The following is a 15,533-nucleotide window of genomic DNA, read 5'->3' as shown; positions in this document are numbered from 1 at the left end:
GACCAGAACCCCCGACGGCCCGCCGCATTTATGAGATAGTCAGATAGTCGCATGTCCGACTATCTAGACAACTACTTTCTCAGACGGCACCATGCTGCGCGGGCCGCGAACCCCCGAGGAGAGACGACGTGACGACCCAGAGCGGCGTTGCAGACACCGTACGGCCTGAGCGCGTCGGCGAGCTGCCGTTGCGGTTCGTGACCGCCGCCTCGCTGTTCGACGGACACGACGCGGCGATCAACGTAATGCGCCGGCTGATCCAGGACAGCGGCGCCGAGGTCGTCCATCTCGGGCACAACCGCAGCGTGCGCGACGTCGTGCGGGCCGCGATCCAGGAGGACGCCGACGGGATCGCGATCAGCTCCTACCAGGGCGGCCACATCGAGTACTTCAAGTACGCGGTCGACATGCTGCGCGAGCAGGGCGCCGAGCACATCCGCGTCTTCGGCGGCGGCGGCGGGACGATCACCCCGCCGGAGATCGCCGAGCTGCAGGAGTACGGCGTCGAGCGCGTCTACCACCCCAACGACGGGATGGCGCTCGGGCTGACGGGGATGATCGGCGACCTGATCGAGCGCGCGCACGAGCTGCGCGTCGCGTCGAGTGCCCCGGCCGACCCCGACGGCGGCGACGACGTCGCGATCGCGCGGATGCTGTCAGCACTGGAGGACGAGGTCTTCGACGCCGGCGAGCTGGAAGGGCTGCGGGGAGCGTGGCACGAGGCCGGCGCGGGCGTTCCGGTGCTCGGCATCACCGGCACCGGCGGCGCCGGCAAGAGCACGGTCACCGACGAGCTGCTGGCGCGCTTCGTGCGCCAGTTCCCGCAGCTGCGCATCGCGGTGCTCGCGGTCGACCCGACCCGGCGGCGGACCGGCGGCGCGCTGCTGGGCGACCGCATCCGCATGAACAGTCTGCGTCACGAGCGGATCTACATGCGCTCGATGGCGACCCGGCGGCAGCACAGCGCCACGAGCGCGATGCTGCAGGACGCGGTCGCGTACCTGCGCGCGAGCGGCTTCGACCTCGTGATCGTCGAGACCGCCGGCATCGGCCAGAGCGACTCCGAGATCGTCGACCTCGTCGACGTCGCGATGTACGTGATGACGAGCGAGTTCGGCGCCGCCAGCCAGCTCGAGAAGATCGACATGCTCGACCTCGCCGACGTCGTCGTGATCAACAAGTTCGACAAGCGCGGCGCCGAGGACGCGCTGCGCGACGTGCGCAAGCAGTGGCGCCGCAACCGCGTCGCGTTCGAGCTCGCCGACGACGCCACGCCCGTCTACCCGACGATCGCCAGCCAGTTCGACGACCCCGGCCTGAGCTGGATGTTCGTCAACCTCTGCCGCCTGCTCGGCGAGCGCCCCGGCGCGGACCCGCAGCAGTGGGACCCGCGGCTGGAGCTGGCGACGCGCACGCCGCTGGGCAACACGCTGATCCCCGGCAGCCGCGCGCGCCACCTCGCCGAGATCGCCGAGCAGGGGCGCTCGATCAACGCCGGCGTCGAGCGGCTCGCCGAGCTCGCCGCGACCGCCCAGCACCTCTACGAGGCGCTCAGAGCGCTCGGTGACCCGGCGCTGCCGGCACCGCTGGACGCCTACGCCGACGCCGACGCCGGCGGCCCGCACGGCGCGCTGCGCGAGCGGTACAACGGCGCGCTCGCGCAGCTCGGCGCCGAGCCGCTGGCGCTGCTGCGCGACTGGAGCGGCAAGGTCGAGAGCGTGACCGCCGAGACCTACGCGTACACCGTCCGCGGCCGCGAGATCAGCGGCGACAACTACCGCACGTCGCTCAGCCAGCAGCAGGTCCCGAAGATCGCGCCGCCGCGCTTCGACGGCTGGGGCGACCGGCTGCGCTTCCTGCTGAAGGAGAACCTGCCGGGCTCCTACCCCTACACCGGCGGGGTCTTCCCGTACCGCCGCGAAGGCGAGGACCCGACGCGGATGTTCGCCGGCGAAGGCACGCCGGAGCGCACGAACCGCCGCTTCCACTACCTCTCCGAGGGTCAGCCCGCTGCGCGTCTGTCGACCGCGTTCGACTCCGTCACGCTCTACGGCGAGAACCCCGCCGAGCGTCCCGACATCTACGGCAAGGTCGGCAACTCCGGCGTCTCGATCGCGACCGTCGACGACGCCAAGAAGCTCTACTCCGGCTTCGACCTGTGCGATCCGACGACGTCGGTCTCGATGACGATCAACGGGCCGGCGCCGATAGTGCTCGCCTTCTTCCTCAACGCCGCGATCGACCAGCAGGTCGAGCGCCACCTCGACGCGACCGGCGGCTGGGCGGCGGCGGAGCGCACGCTCGACGAGCTGTTCGACGGCAAGCGGCGCCCGCGCTACGGCGGCGAGCTGCCGGCCGGCAACGACGGCCTCGGTCTGCGCCTGCTCGGCGTCTCGGGCGACCAGGTCGTCGACCGCGAGACGTACGAGCGGATCAAGCAAGAGACGGTACGCAAGGTCCGCGGCACCGTGCAGGCCGACATCCTCAAGGAGGACCAGGCGCAGAACACCTGCATCTTCTCGACCGAGTTCGCGCTGAAGATGATGGGCGACGTGCAGCAGTACTTCGTCGACCATGAGGTGCGCAACTTCTACAGCGTCTCGATCAGCGGGTACCACATCGCCGAAGCGGGCGCGAACCCGATCTCGCAGCTGGCGTTCACGCTCGCCAACGGCTTCACGATCGTCGAGTACTACCTCGCGCGCGGGATGGAGATCGACGCGTTCGCGCCGAACCTGAGCTTCTTCTTCTCCAACGGCATGGACCCCGAGTACGCGGTCATCGGCCGCGTCGCGCGACGGATCTGGGCGCGCGCGATGCGCGAGCGCTACGGCGCCGGGCCGCGCAGCCAGATGCTCAAATACCACATCCAGACGTCCGGCCGCAGCCTGCACGCGCAGGAGATGAGCTTCAACGACATCCGCACGACGCTGCAGGCGCTGTACGCGATCTTCGACAACACCAACAGCCTCCACACGAACGCGTACGACGAGGCCGTCACGACGCCGACGGAGGAGTCGGTCCGCCGCGCGGTCGCGATCCAGCTGATCATCAACCGCGAGCTGGGGCTCAACTTCTGCGAGAACCCGTGGCAGGGCTCGTTCGCGATCAACGAGCTGACCGACCTCGTCGAGGCCGCCGTCTACGAGGAGTTCGACCGCCTCTCCGAGCGCGGTGGCGTGCTCGGCGCGATGGACACGATGTACCAGCGCGGCAAGATCCAGGAGGAGAGCCTCTACTACGAGCGCCTCAAGCACGACGGCACGCTGCCGCTGATCGGCGTCAACACCTACCTGCCGCGCGACGGCGGCGGCGAGTCAGCGACCGAGGTCGAGCTGGCGCGCTCGACCGAGCAGGAGAAGCGCGACCAGATCGTCAACGTGCAGGCGTTCGAGACCAACGGCGCCGACGCCGCCGACGCCGCGCTCGCACGCCTGCGCGACGTCGCGCTCGCGCGCGAGAACGTCTTCGACGCGCTGCTCGACGCGGTCAAGGTCGCGTCGCTGGGCCAGATCTCCGCGACGCTCTACGAGGTCGGCGGCGAGTACCGCCGCAACATGTAGGCAGCCGGGCGCGACCGCCGGCTCAGTCGTCCGGCGTGCCGCTGGTCAGCTCAGTGAGCGTCGCGACGAGCCGCCTGCGGGCGGTTGGGCTGAGGTGGGCCAGCAGCTCGTCCTCCATCGCGTGCACGTCGGCCTGCGCGGCGGCGTGGAGCGTCGCGCCGGCCGGTGTGAGCGACACGATGCGGGCGCGGCGGTCGGCGGGATCTGGGGTGCGGGTGACGAATCCTTCGCGTTCGAGCGCGTCGAGCAGGCCGATCAGGCGCGTCTTGTCGTAGCCGATCGCACGGGCGAGCGCCAGCTGCGTCCCGGCCGGCTCGCGCGCGAGATGCGAGAGCACGACGTAGTCCCACATCGACAGGCCGCGCGCAGCCAGCAGCGGGCGCTCGGCATCGACAAGCCGACGAGTGGCGCGAGCGAACAGCGCCCCGAGGTCTTCGCGATCCATCGTGCGATCTTACGCCTTGACAAACGATAAGCATATGCAGATGATAAGCAGATGCATACTAATCTCACGAGTCGCTCCGCGACGCGGAGCGCCTCCGTCCCCGCTCCGCCCGAGACCGTGATCGCGTTGCTGGGCGATCCGCAGCGGCTGTCGGAGTGGGCGCCGGAGTTCGCCCGCAGCATCCGGCCGGACGACGACGGCTGGCTGGTCGAGACCGACGCCGGCCCGCAGCCGCTCGAGTTCCGCATCGACGCCGAGCACGGCACCGTCGACCTCGTGCGTCCGGGCGACACCAGCCGCGGTGCCTTCATACGGACGATCCCCAACCGCAACGGGAGCGAGGTCGTCTTCACCCTGCTCTTCCCGGACGACGTCTCAGAAGACGCGATCGCGCAGCAGATGGTCGTCGTCGAAGGCGAACTGGCGACCGTGCGAACCCTCTGCTCGCCGCGGCCCGCTCGCGACGCGTGAGGTCGCGGATGACGCCGGGGCCGGTCCCCCGTGGCGACGGCCCCGTGATCGTCAGCTTCACGGAGTTCACGGCGCGGCGGCTCTGCGACCTGCCCGCGATCGTCCGCGACGGCACCGCGCTCAGCCGCGGCTGGTGGGCGATGCCCGGCGCGATCGGCGTGATCCTCTACGTCGACCCGGCGAAGAGGCGCGGCGGGTCGCTCTCGGTGTGGGAGAGCGAGGACGACCTGCGGCGCTTCGTCACGCTCCCCCGGCACCTCGCGATCATGCGCGCCTACCGCAACCGCGTCACCGTCCGCTCGGCCACCTGGCAGATGGCGCCCTACCGCACCAGGGACGCATGGGCGCAGGGCAAGGCCCGTCTGGCCGACGGGCGGGGGTCGTCCCGGATTGGTGTCGCAGAGCGACACCAAAGCAGGACGACCTGACCGCCTCGGGTCAGCCGGTGACGCCGCCGCCCTTGATGCCGCCGCCGATCACTCGGACGGCGCGGTTCGCGCGTCTCGTGTTCGCGTCGGGCGCGGTCGCGACCGCGCGGTTGACTCTCGTGCCGCCTGTGCCGCGCAGCGCCCGGACGGTGAGCCGGTACGTCTTCGACTGGCCGGGCTTCAGGACCTTGGCAGTCCAGCAGTAGCGGCCCTTGGACAGCTTCGCCTTCGGCGTCGCCTTGACGAAGACCAGGCCCTTGGGCAGGTCGTCGCACGTGCGCACGTTGCGCAGCGCGACTCTTCTGCTCGGGTTGCGGACCTTGATCGTGTACGTCGCCCGCTGACCGGCCCGCAGGACCGTGCGGTCGACGGACTTGGTGAGGCCGAGATCGACTCTTCTGACGACGACTCTCGCGCCGTCTCTGTTGTTTCTCGGCTTCGGGTCTCTCGGCGGCGGAGGCGTGCCCGGAGGCGTTCTCGGCGGCGGCGGGACCTCGACGACCCCGACGTTCACCGTTCTGCCGGCCTTGACCGCCTTCGCGGTGACTGTGATCCGCACCTGCTGGCGCTCACTCAGGGTGCCCAGCTCGCAGCGGACGTTGTCACCTCTGCGCGTGCACTCGCCGACCGGGGTTCTGACGCCGGTCAGCTGCAGCTCGTCCGGCAGCCTGTCGGTGACGACCACGTCTCTCGCGAGGCCGGGACCGTTGTTTCTCGCCACCAGCGTGTACGTGACGGTCTCACCGAGTCTGACCGTGGGAGCCGAGGCCGTCTTGACGATCGAGAGGTCCGGCTCGGGGATTCTCACCTCTCTTCTGTCTCTGTTGTCTCTCGGGTCTCTGTCACCCGGCGAGGAGATCTCGGCGTTGTTGATCGCGGTGCCGGATCTGTGCGCGATCGCGGTCACCGTGATCGTCTCGGTCTGGCCGGGCTGCAGTCTCCCGAGCTGGCATCTGACCGTGTTGCCACTCGTCGTGCAGCTGCCCTTGCTCGTTCTCGCGCCCGTCAGCTGCAGCTGCTCGGGCAGGTTGTCGGTCACGAGCACGTCGTTGGAGACCGCCGGCCCGTCGTTTCTCGCCGTCAGTCTGTACGTGATCGTGTCGCCGATCTTCGCGGTCGGCGACGAGACCGCCTTTCTGATGCTGACGTTGAACGGCGGCACGAACCCGAAGTCGTGCGTGTGGTCGTTGTGACCGGCCGCACCCGTTCTGAGTCTGTCGACCACGAACGCGCCCGACGGGATGCCGTCCGAGTCGCGCAGCTGCGCGTCGGTGTCGGGATTCGTCGGTGTGTACTGCGCGAGCGGCGCCTGACCGAGCGGGATTCGCACCGTGTAGTCGGTGTTCGGCTGGATCGCGCCCGGCACGTTGCTCTCGTTGAACCAGTACTGGCCGTTGGCGTCCGTTCTCGTCGTCGCGATCACGTTGCCGCTGCCGTCGAGCAGCTCCACGAGCACGTCGCCGATCGCCGCCTCGCTCGGATCCTGCGCGCCGTCGCGGTCCGGATCGAGCCAGACGTAGTTGCCGATCTCGATCGGCGCCGCGTCGCACAGCGCTTCGAGGTCGCCGAGGCCGTTGGCCTTGCCGAACGTGGAGACGACGTTGTTGTCGCCGCCGCCGGTATAGAGGTTGAAGCCTCTCGTACGCGAGCCGTCGCTGTTGCTCAGGTAGAGCACGCCGGACGATCCCGAGGGACCGTCGGTGGCGGGGCACCCGCCGATGACCGAGCCCGGCGCGCATCTGTTGGCGCCGTACCCCGACGCCTGCCGCAGGTCCGCGTAGCCCGGGATCTGCAACGTGCCGCCCTGGCCGCCGTAGTCGTGGGCAGCGCCACCAGCGGCAGAGAACGAGTTGTAGTTCTGGTACCAGTAGAAGAGGCTGCCGCCGGGTCCCCACTGAGCGACGTTCTTCGGACCGGACGCCGTCAGGCCGCCGCAGACGCCGTTGCTCTCGAGCTGGAAGGCGGCCCCGGCCGGGCACGCGCGCAGCGTGTAGCCAGACTGCATGCCGACCTCACCCGGATCCCCGTTGGGGAATCTCGAGATCACCCCGACCTGGTCCGGCGAGCGATCGCGGATCCCGAGTACGAGGTCGTCGCCGACGAACGAGATGTCCGCCAGCATCGGCTGCGGATACCGTCCCGCGTTGCCGACGTCGATCGCGCTTCTCGTCGACTGCGACGTCCACGGATGCCAGTCGGCGCTGATGCCGTTGGTGCAGGCCGCCGACGGGAACGGATCCACCGGCGCTCCGGAGCGGATCACGCAGAGCCGTCTCGACTCGAGCGTCTGGTTGAGCACCGGGCTCGCGCCGAAGGCGCCCGTCGCCGGGTCGAACGTGTAGACGAAGAGTCTCAGGTCGGCGGACGCCGTCTGCGGCGGCGGATCGCCTCTGCTCGCCTCCGAGCAGACGCCGCCGACGTAGACGAGCCCGTCGTGGACGGCCGTCGCCATCGGACGCGCGTCGGCCGGGTTCGCGCACGCGGCTCTCGGGATCGCGTACGCCTGCGCCGACGCAGGTCTCGACCCGTCCGCGGGAACCGGAACGCGGATCAGCTCGCCGCTCGCGAGTCCGACCGTGTAGAGCTCGGAGCCGTCGTCGGTGCTCGACAGGTTTCCGAGGCCACTGCTGCCGACCGCGTCCCATGCGAGCGAGTCGTTGAAGAACTCTCTGACGTCGGCGCCGGTTCTGTCGGCTCCGCGCACGAAGCCGCCGCCCGCCGGGTTCCCGGGCAGGCTGTTGACGTCGAAGAACACCGACGCGTTCGGCGTGCCCGCCGTCGCCTGGGCGACGTCGGTGCGATAGATCGCGCCCGCACCGCCCGGACCCCAGTCGGAGTGCCGCTTCGTGTAAGCCGACGAGTACAGGTAGTTCGACGCGGTCGGCTGGGCGATGCCGAAGATCGCGCCCGTCTGCGAGAACAGTGCACCGGGTCTCACGATCGGCGCGCCCAGTTCGCCGCCCGCGACGGCCTGCGTCTGATCAGGCGTGTCGTCCGACACAAGCCGGATCGTCGCGTCGCCGCCGTATCTGCCGTCGTGCGCGCCGAACCGCTGGCACGCGATCGCCAGCAGCGGGTTGTCCTGACAGTAGTTCGCCGGCTGCAGCACGCCGACGTCGACGCCCGACGCCGGGCCGGTCGCGAACTGGACCGTCGTGCCCGAGTTGGTGCCGTGGCGCGCCGGCTGGTAGCCGGCCGGCAGGCCGGTGAACTCGACGCGCACGCGGCCGGCGCCGTCGGGCACGTTCAGCGTGTACGTGCCGTCGGCCGCGGTCGTCGCGCTCGCGACGGCGCCGCCATCGGCGCCGTAGGCGGTGACGGTGATCCCGCCCACCCCGCTGTCGACGGCCGGGCTGCTGTCACGCGTGCCGTTGTCGTTGAAGTCCTCGAACGCGGTGCCGCTGATCGGCGCCGCGGCGGCGAGCGCCGGCAGCGTCAGCAGAAGCGCGCTCGCGATCAGCGGCGCCCTCCACCAGCGGCGTACCGGCGAGGTCGGGTGCGACCTGCCCGTTGTCATGTGCCCTCCGTTCCAGCGCGTGCCGCCCAAACCCACCTGCCTGGGACGGCAACACCCGCAATTTGCGGCGGGAGGAAAGCACTCGCCGGTGTGCACATCAAGGCGCGAAGTGAGTCCGCTGCCAAAGACGAGACGTTCGGGAGTGAATGACTATTCAACGCACAGTGAAAATTATGCACCGAATAGTGGCGAGCGCCGACGCGCCACCAAATTCAACCGGGTTGAACCCGGGTCGCGTGAGCGAGCCGTCCGACGTTGGTCGTAGATTGCGCCCGTGCGGGTGACACGACGGGATGCGCTGGTCGGCGTGGGCAGCGTGCTGATGGCAGGGGCGGCGGTGCGCGTCGCCGGCGAGGCGCTGGACGCGGACGCGGCGCGTGCCGCGCATGCCTTCGACGGCGGCCGGCAGGCCGGTGTCGCGACGGAGCGGCAGGACCACCTGACGCTGGCGGCGTTCGACCTCGTGACGCCGGACCGAGCGGACGTGAAACGGCTGCTGAGCGACTGGACCGCCTCCACCGTCGCGCTGTGCGAGCGGGAGGGCGGCGCGGCGGGCGAGGCGGGCGAGGCGGGCGAGGCGGGCGAGGGTGGCGCGACGGGCGCGGGCGAGGCGATCGGCCTCGGTTCGCGCGGACTGACGATCACGGTAGGGCTCGGAGCGGGCCTCTTCGACGGCCGATACGGCTTCGCCGAGCGCCTGCCGGCCGGGCTCTCGCAGCGGATCCGGACCGCCGACGACGCGCACCTCGACCCCTCGCGCAGCGGCGGCGACCTGCTCGTCCAGGTCTGCGGTGACGATCGCCAGGTCGTCTTCCACGCGGTCCACCAGCTCGCGGGCGCGGCGCTCGGGATCGCTCGCCGCCGCTGGACGCAGCACGGCTTCCTGTCGCGGCCGCGACCCGCCGCCACGCCGCGCGGCGTGATCGGCTTCAAGGACGGGACGGCGAACATCCCGCTCGACGACCGCGCCGCGCTCAGCCAGCATGTGTGGGTGGCCGACGACGCCGACCGTCCCGGCATGGTGGACGGCACCTATCTCGTCTACCGGCGCATCCGCGTCCGGCTGCAGGCGTGGGACCGCAGCCCGCTCTCCGAGCAGGAGGGCGTGGTCGGCCGCCGCAAGGTCAGCGGCGCGCCGCTCGACGGCCGCGACGAGCACGACCCGCTCACGCTCGCGGCCGCCCCCGCGCGCTCGCACGTGCGGGCGATGCACCCCGACTCGAACGACGGCATCCGCCTGCTGCGGCGGGCGTACAACTACGACGACGGCGCGACGGCGGACGGCGCGGCCGACGCCGGGATCGCGTTCGTCGCCTTCACCGACGACCCGCGGCAGAGCGCTGCGCCGCTGCTGCGCCGGTTCGAGCGGGACGACGACCTGCGCCGCTACGCCGTCCCCACGGCCGGCGCCGTGTTCGCCGTCCCGCCCGCGCCGGCCGCGGGCGAGTTCGCCGGACAGAGGCTGCTGGAGGGACCATGAGACGAACCATGAGACGAACGTTGCCGTTGATCGCCTGCGTCGCGGCGCTCCTGCTCGGCGGCTGCGGAGGCGGCGACGACGACACGTCCAGCTCGACCGCCGCGAGCGGGACCTCGCCCGCCGCCACGAGCCCCGGCGGCGCGCAGCCGAGCGGCGAGGCGAGCGGACGGATCCTGCGCGTGCCGAGCAGCTACCCGACGATCCAGCGCGCCGTCGACGCGAGCCGGCCGGGCGACCTCGTGCTGATCGCGCCGGGCACGTACCGCGAGACCGTCGAGGTCACCGACGAGCACCCCGGCATCGTGATCCGCGGCACCGACCGCAACCGCGTCGTGCTCGACGGCGGCGACAAGCTCGCCGACGGCATCCGCGTGCAGGCCAACGGCGTCGCGGTCGAGAACCTCACGGTCCGGCGCTACCAGGTCAACGGCGTCGTCTGGTACACCGACGGCGAGTACGCCGCGCAGGGCCGCTACGTCCAGGGCTGGCGCGGCTCCTACCTGACCGCGTACGACAACGGGCTCTACGGGGTCTACGCGTTCGGCGTCCAGCACGGCCGCTTCGACCACGTCTACGCCTCGGGTCAGCCCGACAGCGGCATCTACGTCGGCCGCTGCAAGCCCTGCAACGCGCTCGTGACCGACAGCGTCACCGAGCTCAACCACGTCGGGATCGAGCTGACGAACGCCGGCGGCGACGTCGTGGTGCGCGACAGCGTCGCGCGCCGCAACCGCGTCGGGATCCAGGTCAACTCGCTGACGAAGGAGCGCGCCGCGCCGCAGAGCGGCATGGTGATCGAGCGCAACGAGGTCGCCGACAACCAGGAGCGCGGCGCACCGCGCGGCTCGGAGGGCTTCGGCGCCGGGATCGTGATCAACGGCGGCCGCGAGAACGTCGTCCGCGACAACCGCGTGACCGGCCACGACGGCGTCGGGATCACCGTGGTCGACAGCCCCACCTACACCGCCGAGGACAACCGCGTCGACGGCAACAGGCTGGCCGGCAACCGGCTCGACCTCGCGCTGCAGACCGGCGACGGCAGATCCGCCGGCAACTGCTTCGCCGGCAATCGTCCCGCCAGCTCGCTCCCGGCCCGGCTCGAGCAGCGCACCGCCTGCGGCAGGTCGGTGACGATCGGCACCGAGCGCTACAGAGCGATCGCCTCCCCTCCCCAGGTCGACTACCGCCGCGTGCCCGCCCCGCCGCCGCAGCCGAACATGCCCGGCGCTCGGACCGCCCCGGCGCAGCCGGCGGCCGGCACCCCGGAGGCGCAGCGATGAGCCGCCTCCGACCCGCGGCGCTCGCGCTCGCGGCCGTCGCGCTCGCGGCGCTCCTCGGCGGCTGCGGAGGTGACGACGGCGCAGGGACGCAGAGCGCTGCGGCGACCGCGACGACGACCGCTCATGCGGAGGGCAGACCGGTCACCGACGAGCAGGCGCTCGCGCTCGCGCGCGTGCTCCAGCAGAACTGGCAGCGCGGCGGCGCGCGCTTCACCGGCTCCGTCGTCGTCCACGGCACGGCGATCCCGATGAGCGGCCGCGCCGACTTCCGCAGCGGCCGCGGGACCGCGACCCTGCGCGAGCCGGGCGCCGCCTCCCGCCGCTACGTGTGGACGCGCAGAGCCGTCTACGCGCAGTCGGATCCCGGCTCGCGCAGGTACGCGGTGCAGCGCCCCGATCCGGACGGCGACCCCGTGCACGCGGCGATCGCGCTGATCAACCTGCTGTCGGCCGAGACGATCGACAACACCGCGAACATCCAGGACCAGGGCGCCCGCTTCCTGCGCGGCGACACCGTCGACGGCACCCCCGTGGACGTCTACCGCTACCGCTCAGGCGGCGGCGCGACGTACGCGATCGGCCGCGACGACGGCCTCCTGCGCCAGCTCGACGCCAGACTCCCCGCCGGCGAGCTGGTCGTGACGCTCACCAGCCACGAGCCCGTGCGCGTGGCCGTGCCGGAGGGCCAGCGCTGAGCAGCGAACCGGGATTCCTGAGCACGATCGCGGCCGGCCGCCGGCTGCCGCGCCCGCGGCGCGAGACGTTCCTGCGCGAGCGGGTGAGCGCGCTCTTGGACCACGCGCTCGATCAGCCGCTGACGGTCGTCTGCGCGCCGGCCGGCTACGGCAAGACGACGGCGCTGGCCGACTGGTGCCGGCGGCGGGACGGCGACGGCGCCTGGCTCTCGCTCGACGACAAGGACAACGACCCGCGGCGGTTCTGCGCCCGCCTGCTGGCGACGATCGACGACCTCTCGCCGTCCGAGCTGTGGATGGCCGAGCAGGCGCTGGCGGGCGGCTCCGACCTCGTCGAGACGGTCATACCGCTCGCGGTCGACGCGCTCGGCGACCGGCGCGGCGCCGCTGCGGCGGTGATCGTCCTCGACGACTACCACGCAATCTTCGAGGAGGCGTGCCACCAGCTCGTCGTCGCCCTGCTCGATGCGCTCCCACCGGGCGTCCGTCTCGTGCTCGCCAGCCGCACGAGACCGCCGCTGCGGCTCCCGCGTCGCCGCGCCGCGGGCGCCGCGGCGACGCTCGACGCCCGCGAGCTGGCATTCGATCTGGACGAGACGGGGCGCCTGCTCAACGGCCGGCTGCGGCTGCGGCTGGAGCGGGGGCAGGTCGAGGCGATCCACGCCCGCGTCGAGGGCTGGCCGGCGGGCCTCTCGCTCGTCGCCTCGCTGCGCGACGCGACCGCGTTGGAGCGGTTCCTCGAGACGCCGGAGCGCACGCCCTTCGAGATCGCCGAGTACCTCACCGAGGAGGTGCTCGACGCCCTCCCCCCGAGCACCCGCGTCTTCCTCCGCCGCACCTCGCCGCTCACGCGCATGAACGGCGCGCTCTGCGCCGCCGTCCTCGACGATCCGGCGGCCCGCCAGCTGTTCGACGACGTGCGCGAGTCGAACGTCTTCGTGATCCCGCTCGACGACGACTGGGTTCGCTACCACCGCCTCTTCGCGACGCTGCTCGAGCGCGATCTCCGCCGCCACGAGCCGACGATCGTCGTGCAGCTGCACCGGCGCGCGGCGCGCTGGTTCGAGTGCGAGGGGATGACCGAGGCGGCGATAGACCACGCGTCGGCCGCCGGCGACGGCGAGCACGCCGCACGTCTGCTGCACGGCAGCTGGTGGCCGCTGTTCGCCGAGCGCCGCTACACGACGATCCGCCGGACGCTCGCCCGGATGCCGCCCGACCGCGGCCGCTACGCGCCGTTCTGCGACGCGATCGACGTCCTCTGCCTCTCGCTCACCGGCGGCGACCTGCGGCTGATCGCGAGGCGGCTCGAGCAGCTCGACCAGGATCGCGACAGCCCCGGCGTCGCCGAGATCGTCGACCTGCTGCGGATCAGCCCGTACTACGGCGACATCGAGCGCGCACTCGCCGACGGCTGGAAGATCTGGGGCCGGGCCGCCGGCGACGTGGACGCCCGCGCACGCTACGCCGGCAAGCTGGCGATCGTGATGTGGTTCGCCGGCGAGCGCGAGGCGATCCGCCGCGAGGTCGAGCCCTACATGCGAATCGCCGACCGGCCGGTGGTGCGCTGCTGGGAGCTGGCCGCCCTGGCCCTCACCGCCGCCGACGAGGACGACCTCGAGACGGCCGAGCAGCACGCGCGCGACGCCGTCGCCGTGATCGAAGCGGCCGGCGGCGAGTCCTCGCTGGAGTCCCACCTCGCCTATCTCGCGCTCGGCGAGGCGCTGCGCCGTCGCGGCCGCTTCGCCGAAGCGCACGACCACGTCGCTCGCGCGCTGCGCATCACGAGCCGGCACCCGAGCGCGCTCTATCACGGACTCGCGCTCGTCATGCATGCGCAGCTCGACCTCTCCACGCTCGACCGCCGCGCCGCGCGCTCGCGCGCGAAGGCGGCACGGCGGATCGTCGACCGCTTCCGCGACGTCGGCGTCGTCGCCGAGCGCCTGGCCGCGGTCGAGGACGCGCTCGACCTCCCGACCCACGAGGCGGTCGCCGGCAGCGAGCCGACGGCAGCCGAGCGCCGCGTGCTCGAACTGCTGCCGACCGACCTCACGCGCAGACAGATCGCGGCCGAGCTGAGGCTCTCCGTCTCGACGGTGAAGAGCCACACCTGGCGCCTGTACAGACGCCTCGGCGTCGACACCCGCGCCGACGCCGTCTCGATCGCCCGCGAGCAGGGGCTGGTGTGAGCAGCAGCCGGCTTCAGCCGTCGATTGCGACGATCGCGCAGCCGACGTCGCGCACCTTCGCCCAGCCTGCATCGCCGGTGACGACGACGTCGGCGTGAAGGTCACCGGTCGCGAGAATCAGCGCGTCAGGCGTGCGCAGCGCGCGGTTCGCCGCACGCAGCTCTGCCGCGCGCTCCGCGACCTGCTCTTCGACAGGGAATCGAGCTCCGACGATCTCTGACAGGAACCGCCGCATGATCGTCTCGTCGTGATGCCCGAGCTTCGCGCCGGTCAGCACCTCCGCGATCGTCACCGCGGAGACCGCGAGCCCGTGCTCGCGCGCGACCTCGCGCACCGTACGGTCGGCGGCCCTGTGCAGCGCGTCGTCGCCGTTGAGGAAGGCGATGACGACGCTGGAGTCGAGCAGCGCTACGCCCACTCGTCGCGCAGGTCGCCGACGGTGCGCCGCAGGTCAGCGCCGGCTCTCATCGCGCCGCTGAAGTGATCGAGCAGATCGTCCTGCCGCGTCAGCACCACACGCCCGGGCCCAGCCGCCTCGATCCGCACCAGATCGCCTTCATGCAGCCCGGCGGCGGTGAAGGCGTCCCTCGGGATCGTGACCTGATGCTTGCTGGAGATCCGAGAGCCCTGGCGTCCGGCGCGGCGGGCCGGCTCTTTCTTTACGACTCTTGCCATGGTAAAGACGCTATCACGCCTCGACGACGGCCTTCCCGGCTGCCGCCCACGCGCGCTGCCGCTCGCGCGGGCGCCCGATCACGACGTTCTCGCCGTCGTCGAGGATCGGCCGTTGCAGCAGCGCGGGGTGCTCGACGAGGGTCGCGACGACGGCGTCGAGGTCGAGGCCGTCGGCGTCGAGACCGAGGTCCTTGTACTTCTTGTCGCGCCGGATCAGCGCGTCGACCGGATCGCCCTGCAGGCGCTCGGCGAGCGACCGCACCTCCGGCTCGGACAGCCGCTCGGCGACGAGCAGGTACTTGCGCACGGTCACGTCGTGGCCGGCTTCGGTGAGGGCGTCCAGCGCATTCACCGACGTCGGGCAATGCGGGTTGTGCATCAGTGTCAGGGTCATGGCGCTGATCCTATGCAGGGAGCGCCGCCCTCAATCGCGCCAGCCGGTCAGAGCATGATCACCCGCTCGCATATGCACATCTCGTCCTGTATGCCGCACAGCCACTGCCACGATCTGGCCTCCGGCAGATCGAGGATCACCGCGTCGGTCTTCTCGGTGATCCACTCCCGCTTGCCGGCGTCCCAGACGTGGTCCTTGACCGAGACGGTCAGGTTCCCCACGGGGTGACCGACCTTCCCCATCACAACCGTCGGGTTTGCGAGGAACTCGACGAACTCCTCCTTGCTGAACTCCACGAAGAACGCGGGCGGCAGATACGCCTCGCCGTTCTCGGGCTTGAGCTGCACGACCTTCGGCACGATCGACCCCGCCTTCGTAGGAACCGGTGATCGACAC

The 15,533-nt window shown here is 71.4% G+C and carries 13 protein-coding genes; 7 read left to right on the top strand and 6 right to left on the bottom strand.

Annotated elements, in window-relative coordinates; all coding sequences use genetic code 11:
- Positions 1–128 precede the first annotated feature (128 nt).
- Positions 129–3,563: a methylmalonyl-CoA mutase family protein gene (locus CWOE_RS11405; protein ID WP_012933765.1), complete on the top strand. Its 3,435-nt coding sequence runs from the start codon at positions 129–131 to the stop codon at positions 3,561–3,563.
- 22 nt (positions 3,564–3,585) lie between these two features.
- Here CWOE_RS11405 and CWOE_RS11400 read toward each other — a convergent pair whose 3' ends face one another.
- Complete coding sequence (locus CWOE_RS11400) at positions 3,586–4,008, bottom strand: MarR family winged helix-turn-helix transcriptional regulator (RefSeq protein ID WP_012933764.1); 423 nt, start codon at positions 4,006–4,008, stop codon at positions 3,586–3,588.
- 51 nt (positions 4,009–4,059) lie between these two features.
- Here CWOE_RS11400 and CWOE_RS11395 point away from each other — a divergent pair, with 51 nt between their 5' ends.
- Together CWOE_RS11395 and CWOE_RS11390 are read left to right on the top strand one after the other, a co-directional pair.
- Positions 4,060–4,479 (top strand): SRPBCC family protein, encoded by a 420-nt coding sequence (locus CWOE_RS11395; RefSeq protein WP_012933763.1) that lies wholly within the window; start codon positions 4,060–4,062, stop codon positions 4,477–4,479.
- Positions 4,480–4,487: 8 nt separating this feature from the next.
- Entirely contained in the window at positions 4,488–4,907 is a 420-nt protein-coding gene (locus tag CWOE_RS11390) for a hypothetical protein (RefSeq protein WP_012933762.1), read from the top strand.
- A gap of 10 nt (positions 4,908–4,917) precedes the next feature.
- On the opposite strand, the gene CWOE_RS11385 is transcribed toward CWOE_RS11390, so the two are convergent.
- Positions 4,918–8,424, bottom strand: a complete 3,507-nt coding sequence (locus CWOE_RS11385) for an SdrD B-like domain-containing protein (protein WP_012933761.1) — start codon at positions 8,422–8,424, stop codon at positions 4,918–4,920.
- 280 nt (positions 8,425–8,704) lie between these two features.
- Here CWOE_RS11385 and CWOE_RS11380 point away from each other — a divergent pair, with 280 nt between their 5' ends.
- The 4 genes from CWOE_RS11380 (at position 8,705) to CWOE_RS11365 (ending at position 14,068) form a co-directional block, all read left to right on the top strand.
- Positions 8,705–9,904: a Dyp-type peroxidase gene (locus tag CWOE_RS11380; protein WP_012933760.1), complete on the top strand. Its 1,200-nt coding sequence runs from the start codon at positions 8,705–8,707 to the stop codon at positions 9,902–9,904.
- Positions 9,905–9,912: 8 nt separating this feature from the next.
- A complete protein-coding gene (locus CWOE_RS11375) occupies positions 9,913–11,184 on the top strand; it encodes a right-handed parallel beta-helix repeat-containing protein (protein WP_160165504.1) in 1,272 nt (423 codons plus the stop codon).
- Positions 11,181–11,879 (top strand): hypothetical protein, encoded by a 699-nt coding sequence (locus CWOE_RS11370; protein WP_012933758.1) that lies wholly within the window; start codon positions 11,181–11,183, stop codon positions 11,877–11,879. The genes CWOE_RS11375 and CWOE_RS11370 overlap by 4 nt, the downstream gene beginning before the upstream one ends.
- Before the next feature lie 83 nt (positions 11,880–11,962).
- Complete coding sequence (locus tag CWOE_RS11365) at positions 11,963–14,068, top strand: helix-turn-helix transcriptional regulator (RefSeq protein WP_041730390.1); 2,106 nt, start codon at positions 11,963–11,965, stop codon at positions 14,066–14,068.
- Positions 14,069–14,081: 13 nt separating this feature from the next.
- On the opposite strand, the gene CWOE_RS30580 is transcribed toward CWOE_RS11365, so the two are convergent.
- Genes CWOE_RS30580 through CWOE_RS11350 form a run of 4 tightly spaced genes read right to left on the bottom strand, consistent with a single transcriptional unit; the run spans position 14,082 to position 15,496 of the window.
- Complete coding sequence (locus CWOE_RS30580; protein WP_012933756.1) at positions 14,082–14,486, bottom strand: type II toxin-antitoxin system VapC family toxin; 405 nt, start codon at positions 14,484–14,486, stop codon at positions 14,082–14,084.
- Positions 14,477–14,743 carry an AbrB/MazE/SpoVT family DNA-binding domain-containing protein gene (locus CWOE_RS32735; protein ID WP_012933755.1) on the bottom strand — a complete coding sequence of 89 codons (267 nt, stop codon included), beginning with the start codon at positions 14,741–14,743 and terminating at the stop codon, positions 14,477–14,479. Before CWOE_RS32735 ends, CWOE_RS30580 begins: the two co-directional genes overlap by 10 nt.
- Before the next feature lie 13 nt (positions 14,744–14,756).
- Positions 14,757–15,137: an arsenate reductase family protein gene (locus CWOE_RS11355; protein WP_012933754.1), complete on the bottom strand. Its 381-nt coding sequence runs from the start codon at positions 15,135–15,137 to the stop codon at positions 14,757–14,759.
- Between the two features lie 47 nt (positions 15,138–15,184).
- Entirely contained in the window at positions 15,185–15,496 is a 312-nt protein-coding gene (locus CWOE_RS11350; protein ID WP_012933753.1) for a hypothetical protein, read from the bottom strand.
- Positions 15,497–15,533 lie beyond the last annotated feature (37 nt).

Origin of the sequence: Conexibacter woesei DSM 14684, assembly GCF_000025265.1 — a bacterium.
Lineage (GTDB): Bacteria > Actinomycetota > Thermoleophilia > Solirubrobacterales > Solirubrobacteraceae > Conexibacter > Conexibacter woesei.
The sequence above is the reverse complement of the archived record's forward strand: the minus strand, read 5'-3'. Positions and strand labels throughout refer to the sequence as shown.